Raw genomic sequence first — 9,526 nt, forward strand, 5'->3', positions numbered from 1 at the left:
CGATGGAGGTGCCGGCCCCCTCCGCCGGCCCGGAGAAGGCCGCCCCTGAAAAAGCTGAACGTATCGGCTACCGCCTGGGCCTTCGGCTGCGCGGCACCTATCGCATCGGCCTCACCGTCATCACCCGCACGCTGCGGGATGGCTATATCCACGCGGGCAACATCGCCTATCTCAGCCTTGTCACGCTGTTGCCGCTGATCATCCTCATCACGGCCGTCACCGTGGCCTTTGGGGAGACGGATGCCGGGCAGGCGGCGATCCACGGCGTGCTGCGCGCGCTGCCGGCCGATGTCGCCCTGCTTTTCCAGCCGGTGATCGACGAAGTGCTGGAAGCCCGCACCGGCAACCTGCTGTGGATGGGGGCGATCGTGGCGCTGTGGACGGTGACGACCTTCATCGAGACGCTGCGCGACATCATCCACCGCGCCTATGAGGTGCGCTATACCCGCAAGTTTCTGGAGCATCGGCTGCAGTCGCTGGTCGGCACCCTTGTCGCGATGATCCTGGTGGTCGTCGCCTTCGTCTCGCAGGTGGTGTTCGCGGTGATCGTGAAAACGGTAACGCATTTGTTTCGCGAGGAAATCTATCTTCCGGGCTGGATCGATCTTTCCCGCGCGCTTACGCCTGTCGCCATTTTCCTGTCGCTCTGGGCTCTCTACAAGCTGCTGGCCCCCGGCGACTATCGCCGGGCGGCGGGCTGGCCCGGGGCGCTGGTTACCACCCTCGCCTGGGTTGGTGGGCTGTTGATCCTGGGGCCCATTGTCGGCGGTTTCGGCCATATGAGCCTCACCTATGGCGCGCTTTCGGGGGTGATGATCGCGCTGCTGTTTTTCTATGGCGTGGGTTTCGCGCTGGTGCTTGGCGCCGAGCTCAACGCGGCACTGGCACGCCGGCACGAGCCCGCCTAAAAGCGACGGCAACGAATTGCGCCGTTCACGGAGAAGTTGATGGGATTGATGACAGGGAAGCGCGGGCTGATCATGGGTGTCGCCAATGATCGTTCGCTGGCCTGGGGCATTGCGGAAAAGCTGGCCGCCGAGGGCGCGGAACTGGCCTTCAGCTATCAGGGCGAGGCGCTGGAGAAGCGCGTCCGGCCGCTCGCTGAATCGCTATTGGAAGTGGGGGGGGGCGTAGCACATCTGTTCGATTGCGATGTCGCCGAGGACGAGTCGATCGACAAGCTGTTCGCCGATCTTTCGGCGCTGTGGCCGACGATCGACTTTCTGGTCCACGCCATCGGCTTTTCCGACAAGAGCGAGCTGCGCGGCCGCTATGCCGAAACCAGCCGCGAGAATTTCCGCATGTCGATGGATATCTCGGTCTACAGCTTCACGGCGGTTGCCCGCCGGGCGGCGGCGATGATGCCCAATGGCGGCTCGATGCTGACGCTCACCTATTATGGGGCTGAAAAAGTGGTGCCGCATTACAATGTGATGGGCGTTGCCAAGGCGGCGCTGGAGGCGAGCGTTCGCTATCTGGCGGTGGACTATGGCCGCGACAATATCCGCGTGAACGCGATGTCGGCCGGGCCGGTGAAGACACTGGCGGCGAGCGGCATCGGCGATTTCCGCTATATTCTGAAGTGGAACGAGCTGAACAGCCCGATGAAGCGCAACATCACGCTGGAGGATGTCGGCGGCGCCGGCGCCTATCTGCTGAGCGACCTGAGTTCAGGGACGACGGGCGAAGTGCTGTATGTGGACGGCGGCTATCATGTGATCGGGATGAAGGCGGAGGACGCGCCGGATATTGCTCTGGCGTAGCGAACGGCGGGCGCTGCTCATGCGGAGCGGCGCCCGCTGTCCATTGTTACTTCTCAACCCCGAAATCAAAGACCCGAGCGGACATTGCGCCGTTCTTTCCGCCGCCAGCGATAGTCTGGATGAAGCCATATTCCCCCGGCGTCAGCATCTGCGCAGGCACGATCCTGTAAACGCCCGGCTTCAGCATTTCGCTGTCGAACTCGATCTGATCCTTTTCCATTACGCCGGTCTTGGCGCCGCCAATGTTGACGCGGCCGACCTTGGCATCGCGCCTGTTGTCGCCCTCCGCAAAGCGGACGAGACTTACTTCGGCAGGCGACGAAGTGGTGGTTCCAATACCGCTGGCCCACGTGCTGGAATTTGCATTCTGCAAGCTACGCGGAATGGATTCCTCGAAGAAGGCATAGAATGTCGGCTGCGGATGTTTGGTCTGGATCCTGGCGCTTTCGCCCGGCACACTGGCCTTCAGGCTCATCGAGGCGATACCCATTGTCAAAGCGTAGCCAAGCAGGTTGCTCGTCCGGGCTTGGTTGGACATGGTGGCGTCGATCCGGACCATCTTGTCGCCGGTGCCGTTGTTCTTCACCAGCATATATAGTCCGGGATAGTGCGGGACGTTAGGATCGGGTGAATCAATCGAAAGTTCGGCTGGTGCCGCTGCCGGGGTGGGGGCGATCATCGCCGCCATTACCGGGCCGGAAACGCCGGCATTCTTCAGTGCAATCAGCCCATCGGTGGAAAGGTCGAATGCGGTAGGGCCGCTGCGGATTTTCGCGACGATCGCATCGTCGGGAAGCCCGGCCTTTGCCAGCGTGATCACTGCATCGTTGGTCATCGCTGCGGCGGCCGTCGGGGTGGCAGGGTTCGCAACAACGGGTTGGACTGCAAGCAAGCTGACGGCGGTGGCCAGCACAACGCGAAACGACATCTATAATAGCTCCCTGATAGTACGGCGTACTTTCTCGCCGCTTTTTCCGGGCATCAGCCTGGCTGCCGATACACTAACCCCACTGCATTGAATGCCGTTTGTTGCCGGTCAAGTGGTCGGCTGCATGAAAATTCCGGTTAACCACAGATTTGCCAAAAGCTGCCTGTTCGGCCATTCCCCGCTTCCATGTCGATGAACAGCTTCGGGCAGCTTTTTCGTTTTACCACCTGGGGGGAATCCCATGGGCCGGCGTTGGGGGCCGTGGTGGATGGGTGTCCGCCCGGGCTGCCGCTGTCGGAGGCTTTGATCCAGCCCTTCCTTGACAGGCGCCGGCCCGGGACCAGCCGCTTCACGACGCAGCGGCAGGAACCTGACCGGCTCGAGATCCTGTCCGGTGTGTATGAGGGGCTGACCACCGGCACGCCGATCAGCCTGATGATCCGCAATGTGGACCAGCGCTCCAAGGACTATTCCGAAGTCGCGGTGAAATATCGGCCCGGCCATGCCGACTATGCCTATGATGCGAAATATGGGCTGCGCGATCCGCGTGGCGGCGGGCGCTCCTCGGCGCGGGAAACGGCGGCTCGGGTGGCTGCCGGTGGCGTGGCGCGAGCGGTGTTGGGCGAGGGCGTGAAGATCAGCGCCTATCTGGTGGAGCTGGGTGGCGATGCGATCGATCGGGCGCATTTCGATGCCGCCGGGATCGAGGCCAACCCCTTCTTCTGCCCCGATGCCGGGGCCGCCGCGCGCTGGGAAAAGGCGCTGGACGCCGCCCGCAAGTCAGGCTCTTCGCTGGGCGCCGTGGTGGAAGTGGTGGCCGAAGGCGTCCCCGCCGGCTGGGGTGCGCCCATCTATCACAAGCTGGACGGGCAGCTGGCTGCAGCGATGATGAGCATCAATGCGGTGAAGGGCGTGGAGATCGGCGACGGGTTTGGCGCCGCCCGGCTGCGCGGCGAGGAGAATGCCGATCCGATGCGGCCGGGGAATGACGGCCCGGTCTTCCTTGCGAACCATGCCGGCGGCGTGGCGGGCGGCATCAGCACGGGACAGCCGGTGGTGGTGCGTCTGGCCCTGAAGCCGACCAGCTCGATCCTGACGCCGGTGGAGACGATCACGCGCGACGGCGAAGCGGCCGAGATCGTCACCAGGGGCCGGCACGATCCGTGCGTGGGGATTCGCGCGGCGCCGGTGGCGGAGGCGATGATGGCGCTGGTGCTGGCGGATGCGAAACTGATGCACCGCGGGCAGACGGGGCGCTAAAGGGGGCTACTCCTCGTCCTCGCCATAGAGATCGTCGTCGTCGGCATCGTCATAATCATCGTCGTCGTCTTCTGAATCCTCGTCTTCCAGGCCGTGCTCGGAAGCGACTTCGCCCAGCGGGTCGTCGCCGGTGTCGGCGATTTCCGACAGATCCACCGGATCGGCCAGCGGGTCTTCACTGCCGTCCGCCAGCTCGTTGTAGAGCATGTCGTCGTCGTCATCCTCGGTATCGCCCAGCATGTCCTCTTCGTCGTCGTGCTGCGGTTCGCCGGCATAGGCGTCGTTGTCGATCCGGCCGGAGCTGACCATATGCTCCATCGTTTCCACCAGATCGGGAACATCGTCGGGGAGGATCTGGGTGGGATCGACATGGTTGCCGCGCACCGAGCCGCCGCCGGTTTCGGGATGCAGCGCATCCTCGGCGACATCCTGCGCCTGGCCCTCGTCCTCCTGCTCGCGGTTTACCGCTTCGGGTGGTTCATCGTCGCGCGCCCTGCCGTTCATCGAAGTGCCTTTCGTTTCTGCACCCCCCGTCAACACAACCTTCCTAGACGAACCATGTTTCCACATTGCGGACGGGTTCGTTCCTTTGTGCCGCCATCAGGCTTTTCGCCGCCCGTGCCACGAACCAGACCGCCACCAGCGGGAACAGCAGCCACGCCAGCAGGAACAGGGTGACGATCGAGCCGACCACGGCAACCGCCGTCCACACCATCCCCATCCAGAAGGTGCGGATGTGATAGCGATAATGGCTGTCTTCCCAGCTTGCATGGCTTTCGCCGTTCCACACATAGGCCAGGATCACGGCGATGATGGTGGTGATGCCGGCGAGGAACGAACCTATGTAGAGCAGGCTGATGATGGTCGGCCTGTTCATCTGGAAATCGTTGGTTGTTGCCGGTTCGTTCGCCATTCAGCCCTCCAGTTCGTTGCCCGGCTGTAACTTGACCTTTCGGGGGGCAATTGACAAGGGAAGCCGGTGCCAGAGGTCCAGGCGGCCGCGTGCAGGAAACTGCCCGAGGAAAGTCCGGGCTCCACGGATCAGCGGTGGCAGGTAACGCCTGCCGGGGGCGACCCCAGGGAAAGTGCAACAGAAAAGACACCGCCGGACGGACGCAAGTTTCCGGCAAGGTCGAAATGGTGCGGCAAGAGCGCCCCGCGCGGCTGGTAACAGCAGCGGCTTTGCAAACCCCACCGGGAGCAAGACCGAATAGGCGCATCGCGCCCGGAAACGGGCAGGCTGGATCCGGCCGGGATGCGCGGGTTGGTTGCTGGAGGCTGGTCGCGAGGCCAGTCCTAGATGAATGGTCGCCGCCCGAAAGGGGGACAGAACCCGGCTTATCGGACCTCTGGCACGTTTTTGTTCTCCGCGGCGCATCCGCGCCTTGGCTTCCTCGCATTGGCTCGGGCGGCCGGTCGGCCTTGCGGCGCTGCGCGCCGGGGGCGGGTGGGCGTTGAACTTGTGCGTTGCGGCGCGCTCCGCTAAAGGCCCGCCCGCGAAACCCTCCCAATATTGGAAGCACAGGAAAAGTCTCATGGCTGTCACGCGCACCTTCTCGATCATCAAGCCCGACGCAACGCGCCGCAACATCACTGGCAAGGTGACCGCCATGCTGGAAGATGCCGGCCTGCGCGTCGTCGCTTCCAAGCGCATCCGGATGTCGAAGGCGCAGGCCGAGGGCTTTTATGGCGTGCACGCCGAGCGTCCGTTCTTCAACGATCTGGTGTCGTTCATGACCTCCGGCCCGGTGGTCGTGCAGGTGCTGGAAGGCGAAGACGCCGTGGCGCTGAACCGCAAGGTGATGGGCGCGACGAACCCCGCCAACGCCGACGCCGGCACCATCCGCAAGGAACTGGCCGAGAGCATCGAAGCGAATTCGGTGCACGGTTCGGATTCGGAAGAGAATGCTGCGATCGAGATCGCGTTTTTCTTCAAGCCGGAAGAGATCGTCGGCTGAGGCCAGGCGCGGCCGCGATTAGGGCGCAGCCCTAACTCGCGGACTCGCGCGGAGCGCCCGGACGGCGGGGCGGCGGGCATCAGCCCGCCGAACCCGTCCGACGAGCCCGGCTTTGCCGGGCTTTTTCTTTGGCGAATGCATCCTTTGCAAACCAGCGACGTGTTCCGCTCTTGGTTCCCGCCCCTTACTTCGCTCAGGCTGAGCTTGTCGAAGCCCTTGGTTCATGCCACCCGCTCGGCGACTATCCTGTCGCGTCCGGGGCTTCGACAAGCTCAGCCTGAGCGGGGTCCGGGCGTGATTTCAGGGCCGATAGGTTTGCAAAGACCATGATCGCCTTTTCTTTTTCTCTCTGCCCTTTCTCAGCGGACTCGCCGGCTGTGCCGGCGCCCATTTTCATGTCATCCTGTCTTCGCAGGAGCCGGGGGGCAGGAGGCGTGCTTCGGAAGGGATGGGCATGACCAAGATCACCGGCATCGGCGGCGTCTTCTACAAGGTGGCCGACGTCGAGAAGACCAACGCCTGGTATCGCGATGTGCTGGGCATCGGCGGCGAGTTCGGCGCTACCTTTCCCTTTGCGAACGATAGCGACGAGGGCTTTTCGATCTACTCGCCGTTCAAGGCGGAGAGCGATTATTTCGCGCCTTCCGAAGCGCCGTTCATGGTCAACTTCCGCGTCGACAACCTCGATGGCTTTGTCGAGGAGCTGGAGCGAAAGGGCGTGACCGTGCTGGGGCGGCAGGAGGAGCCTTATGGCAAGTTCGCCTGGATCCTCGATTGCGACGGCATAAAGATTGAACTGTGGGAGCAGCTGGGGCCTGCGCCCTAGCGATCTGGGCGGCGGCCGGCGGCCAAGCCGCCGAGTCCGCCGGCTCGCCGGAAAGAGTAAATAAGGAAAGGACGTGGGCAAGGCCCACGCCGTCGGACTGGCGGGCGAGAGATATCCCCCGCTCAGCCGGCCGCGAACTCCCGGCGAGTCCGCGAGTTGGCGCTGCGCACCAATCGCGGCCGCCTGAAGCCTGAGCTTTACTCAGGCTTCGAGTTCCGAGTCCCAGTACAGATAATCCCGCCATGTCTCGTGGCAGTAGTGCGGCGGGAAACCTCGGCCGTTTTCCTGCAGCTGGTGGCTGGTCGGCTGGAACGGCCGTTGCCGGGGCAGCATATGCGCTTCGGCCGGAGTCCGCCCGCCCTTGCGCAGGTTGCACGGGGCGCAGGCGGTGGTGACATTCTGCCAGGTGGTGCGGCCGCCATAGGCGCGCGGCACCACATGATCGAAGGTCAGCTCGTGCGGGGAGCCGCAATATTGGCAGGCGAACTTGTCGCGCAGGAACAGATTGAAACGGGTGAAGGCCGGATTCTGGCTGGGCTTTACATATTGCCGGAGCGCCACGACGCTGGGCAGGCGCATCGCAAAGCTGGGGGAGCGGATTTCCCGATCATATTGGGCGATCACGTCCACCCGCTCCAGAAAGGCCGCCTTGATCGCGTCCTGCCAGCTCCAGAGGCTGAGCGGATAGTAGGAGAGCGGGGTGTAATCCGCGTTCAGCACCAGCGCCGGGCAGGCCTGCGGACTGGCCCAGCGGGCATGGCCCACATCGTGCCGCCATCGGGATTCGCTGTTTCGGGCTTCGACGACTTCCGGATGATACATGGCCGCGGCTCCTCATCGCTGCCAAGCGAAGCCCCCCGATTCACCGTCCCTATCGCACATCGGGCAGTCGCATCGAAACGCCTGCTCGGATATCGCTTGCCCCTATACCAGAGGCTGTATGTCGGTGATATGACAGCACCAGATATAGTTGCCGTCAAGCCGGAGACTTGGCCCAAATGGTACCCGACCCGCTGATTTCCCGATTCGCGCCGTCTCCGACCGGCTTGTTGCACATGGGCCACGCCTTTTCCGCCGTGGTCGGCTGGGCTGCGGCGCAGGCGGCCGGCGGCCAGTGGAAGCTGCGGATAGAGGATATCGACAGCGGCCGCGCGCGCCCGGAATTCACCGCCGCCATCCACGACGACCTGCACTGGCTGGGGCTGGCGCCGGACGGCGAGGTGGAAGTCCAGTCGCTTGGCCGTCCGCGCCATCTGGCGCTGCTGGAGGGGCTGCGGGCGCGCGGGCTGCTTTATGCCTGCACCTGCACCCGCGCCGATATCGCCCGCGCCGCCAGCGCCCCCCACGCGGGCGAAACCGTGCCCTATCCCGGCACCTGCCGGGGCCGCACCGAAGCGCCGGCGGCACCGCACGCCTGGCGGCTCGATCTGGCCGCAACAGGGCTGCCCATGCGGCAGCACTGGCACGATCTGGCCACGGGCGGGCAATCCGGCATGGCGGACAATGGCGGCGATCCGGTGCTGCAGCGCAAGGATGGGGCGATCGCCTATCACCTGGCCTGTGTGGCGGATGACGCGCGGCAGGGGGTCACGCTGGTGACGCGCGGGGTCGATCTGGTGGAGGCGACGCCGGTGCAGCGGCTGTTGCAGCAGGTGCTGGGCTTTGCGGAGGCCGCGACGCTGCACCACCCGCTGTTGGCGGACGACAGCGGCAGGCGCCTTGCCAAGCGCGACCATGCGGCAACGCTCGCCAGCCTGCGGCAATCCGGCGAAAGCGGCGAGGCCGTCCGCCTGCAGCTGCTGCAAAAGGCAGCGCCTCTGCTGGCGACGGCAGGCCTCCCCATATCAGCCAGCCTCCCCATATAGGACGTGCGCTGGCCGGCGGGTGCTGGTAAGGCAACGCCCATGAACGCGCTTCTCATCGCACTGATCGTGCTTTTCGCCCTTGGGACCGCCTTCGTGCTGATCAAGGGCATCGTTACCATGGCCCAGGGCAAGGACATCTCGGGCCAGCAGTCGAACAAGCTGATGTCGATGCGGGTGACGCTGCAGATGCTGACCATTGCGCTGGTCATCATCCTGTTCATCGTCGGCGGGCGGGGCCTGTCCAACTAGGGCGTGAACCAGGGGCCTGCGCGATGGTGAAGCTCAACAAGATCTATACCCGCACCGGGGACGACGGCACGACGGGGCTTGCCGACGGCTCGCGTCTTTCAAAGACCAGTCTTCGCGTCGCCGCCTATGGCACGACAGACGAAGCCAATTCGGTGCTGGGGCTGGCGGCGCTGCATGCGGGTGACTATGGGCAGATCATCGCCCGCATCCAGAACGACCTGTTCGATGTCGGCGCCGATCTGGCGACGCCGCGCATGCCGTGGGAGGGCGAGGATTTCGGCCCGAACGGCGTTGCCGCACAATGGCATCCGCTGCGCATGGCGCAATCGCAGGTGGATCGGCTGGAGCGCGAGATCGACACCATGAACGCCGATCTGGAGCCGCTTCGCAGCTTCATCCTGCCCGGCGGCACCCCGTTTTCGGCGCAGGTGCATGTCGCCCGCGCCATCGTCCGCCGCGCCGAGCGCGAGGCGGTGGCAGCAGCGGCGGAGGCGGAGATCAACCCCGTGGCTATCCGCTATCTGAACCGGTTGTCGGACCATCTGTTCGTGATGGCCCGCCATGCGAACCGTCCGGACACCGGGGGCACGGGCGACCCGCTGTGGGTGCCTGCCGCCAACCGGTAGAGCGTGACTGGCGCGGCCGGGCCGAGCCGGCTCGAACACCCGCGGGGAAAA

At 64.6% G+C, this 9,526-nt stretch carries 12 protein-coding genes and 1 other RNA gene; 9 read left to right on the forward strand and 4 right to left on the reverse strand.

All coding sequences use genetic code 11. The features are described 5' to 3' along the window. Nucleotides 1–2 precede the first annotated feature (2 nt). The gene (locus IM784_RS07120) at nucleotides 3–908 is read left to right on the forward strand and encodes a YihY/virulence factor BrkB family protein (protein WP_199554586.1); all 906 of its coding nucleotides are present in this window, start codon (nucleotides 3–5) and stop codon (nucleotides 906–908) included. 36 nt (nucleotides 909–944) lie between these two features. Then, a complete protein-coding gene (gene fabI / locus IM784_RS07125; RefSeq protein ID WP_199554587.1) occupies nucleotides 945–1,763 on the forward strand; it encodes an enoyl-ACP reductase FabI in 819 nt (272 codons plus the stop codon). 46 nt (nucleotides 1,764–1,809) lie between these two features. Here fabI and IM784_RS07130 read toward each other — a convergent pair whose 3' ends face one another. Continuing rightward, the gene (locus tag IM784_RS07130; RefSeq protein ID WP_199554588.1) at nucleotides 1,810–2,598 is read right to left on the reverse strand and encodes a hypothetical protein; all 789 of its coding nucleotides are present in this window, start codon (nucleotides 2,596–2,598) and stop codon (nucleotides 1,810–1,812) included. A 279-nt stretch (nucleotides 2,599–2,877) separates the two neighbouring features. On the opposite strand from IM784_RS07130, the gene aroC reads away from it, so the two are divergent. Next, nucleotides 2,878–3,951: a chorismate synthase gene (gene aroC / locus IM784_RS07135; protein WP_199554589.1), complete on the forward strand. Its 1,074-nt coding sequence runs from the start codon at nucleotides 2,878–2,880 to the stop codon at nucleotides 3,949–3,951. Between the two features lie 6 nt (nucleotides 3,952–3,957). Here aroC and IM784_RS17605 read toward each other — a convergent pair whose 3' ends face one another. Further along, the gene (locus IM784_RS17605; protein ID WP_328799475.1) at nucleotides 3,958–4,455 is read right to left on the reverse strand and encodes a hypothetical protein; all 498 of its coding nucleotides are present in this window, start codon (nucleotides 4,453–4,455) and stop codon (nucleotides 3,958–3,960) included. 43 nt (nucleotides 4,456–4,498) lie between these two features. After that, nucleotides 4,499–4,864: a DUF4870 family protein gene (locus IM784_RS07145; RefSeq protein WP_199554590.1), complete on the reverse strand. Its 366-nt coding sequence runs from the start codon at nucleotides 4,862–4,864 to the stop codon at nucleotides 4,499–4,501. A 69-nt stretch (nucleotides 4,865–4,933) separates the two neighbouring features. Here IM784_RS07145 and rnpB point away from each other — a divergent pair. The 3 genes from rnpB (at nucleotide 4,934) to IM784_RS07160 (ending at nucleotide 6,735) form a co-directional block, all read left to right on the forward strand. Then, an RNA gene (gene rnpB, locus IM784_RS07150) (RNase P RNA component class A) lies at nucleotides 4,934–5,308 on the forward strand. Nucleotides 5,309–5,486: 178 nt separating this feature from the next. Next, nucleotides 5,487–5,909 (forward strand): nucleoside-diphosphate kinase, encoded by a 423-nt coding sequence (ndk, locus tag IM784_RS07155; protein ID WP_199554591.1) that lies wholly within the window; start codon nucleotides 5,487–5,489, stop codon nucleotides 5,907–5,909. A gap of 454 nt (nucleotides 5,910–6,363) precedes the next feature. Next, nucleotides 6,364–6,735 (forward strand): VOC family protein, encoded by a 372-nt coding sequence (locus IM784_RS07160; RefSeq protein ID WP_199554592.1) that lies wholly within the window; start codon nucleotides 6,364–6,366, stop codon nucleotides 6,733–6,735. Between the two features lie 201 nt (nucleotides 6,736–6,936). Here IM784_RS07160 and IM784_RS07165 read toward each other — a convergent pair whose 3' ends face one another. Continuing rightward, a complete protein-coding gene (locus IM784_RS07165) occupies nucleotides 6,937–7,557 on the reverse strand; it encodes an HNH endonuclease (protein ID WP_199554593.1) in 621 nt (206 codons plus the stop codon). A 176-nt stretch (nucleotides 7,558–7,733) separates the two neighbouring features. On the opposite strand from IM784_RS07165, the gene gluQRS reads away from it, so the two are divergent. Genes gluQRS through IM784_RS07180 form a run of 3 tightly spaced genes read left to right on the forward strand, consistent with a single transcriptional unit; the run spans nucleotide 7,734 to nucleotide 9,475 of the window. After that, complete coding sequence (gene gluQRS / locus IM784_RS07170; protein ID WP_199554594.1) at nucleotides 7,734–8,600, forward strand: tRNA glutamyl-Q(34) synthetase GluQRS; 867 nt, start codon at nucleotides 7,734–7,736, stop codon at nucleotides 8,598–8,600. 39 nt (nucleotides 8,601–8,639) lie between these two features. Continuing rightward, nucleotides 8,640–8,849: an HIG1 domain-containing protein gene (locus IM784_RS07175; protein ID WP_199554595.1), complete on the forward strand. Its 210-nt coding sequence runs from the start codon at nucleotides 8,640–8,642 to the stop codon at nucleotides 8,847–8,849. A gap of 23 nt (nucleotides 8,850–8,872) precedes the next feature. Next, nucleotides 8,873–9,475 (forward strand): cob(I)yrinic acid a,c-diamide adenosyltransferase, encoded by a 603-nt coding sequence (locus IM784_RS07180; RefSeq protein ID WP_199554596.1) that lies wholly within the window; start codon nucleotides 8,873–8,875, stop codon nucleotides 9,473–9,475. Nucleotides 9,476–9,526: the final 51 nt, after the last annotated feature.

The organism is Sandaracinobacteroides hominis, from assembly GCF_016464365.1.
GTDB lineage: Bacteria > Pseudomonadota > Alphaproteobacteria > Sphingomonadales > Sphingomonadaceae > Sandaracinobacteroides > Sandaracinobacteroides hominis.

Excerpts from the sequence above, each read along its gene's own strand:
- IM784_RS07165 (WP_199554593.1), bottom strand. The coding sequence starts at position 7,557 with ATGTATCATCCGGAAGTCGTCGAAGCCCGAAACAGCGAATCCCGATGG.
- IM784_RS07160 (WP_199554592.1), top strand. The coding sequence starts at position 6,364 with ATGACCAAGATCACCGGCATCGGCGGCGTCTTCTACAAGGTGGCCGAC.
- IM784_RS17605 (WP_328799475.1), bottom strand. The coding sequence starts at position 4,455 with ATGAACGGCAGGGCGCGCGACGATGAACCACCCGAAGCGGTAAACCGC.
- IM784_RS07175 (WP_199554595.1), top strand. The coding sequence starts at position 8,640 with ATGAACGCGCTTCTCATCGCACTGATCGTGCTTTTCGCCCTTGGGACC.
- ndk (WP_199554591.1), top strand. The coding sequence starts at position 5,487 with ATGGCTGTCACGCGCACCTTCTCGATCATCAAGCCCGACGCAACGCGC.
- gluQRS (WP_199554594.1), top strand. The coding sequence starts at position 7,734 with ATGGTACCCGACCCGCTGATTTCCCGATTCGCGCCGTCTCCGACCGGC.
- IM784_RS07130 (WP_199554588.1), bottom strand. The coding sequence starts at position 2,598 with ATGACCAACGATGCAGTGATCACGCTGGCAAAGGCCGGGCTTCCCGAC.
- IM784_RS07145 (WP_199554590.1), bottom strand. The coding sequence starts at position 4,864 with ATGGCGAACGAACCGGCAACAACCAACGATTTCCAGATGAACAGGCCG.
- IM784_RS07120 (WP_199554586.1), top strand. The coding sequence starts at position 3 with ATGGAGGTGCCGGCCCCCTCCGCCGGCCCGGAGAAGGCCGCCCCTGAA.
- aroC (WP_199554589.1), top strand. The coding sequence starts at position 2,878 with ATGTCGATGAACAGCTTCGGGCAGCTTTTTCGTTTTACCACCTGGGGG.
- IM784_RS07180 (WP_199554596.1), top strand. The coding sequence starts at position 8,873 with ATGGTGAAGCTCAACAAGATCTATACCCGCACCGGGGACGACGGCACG.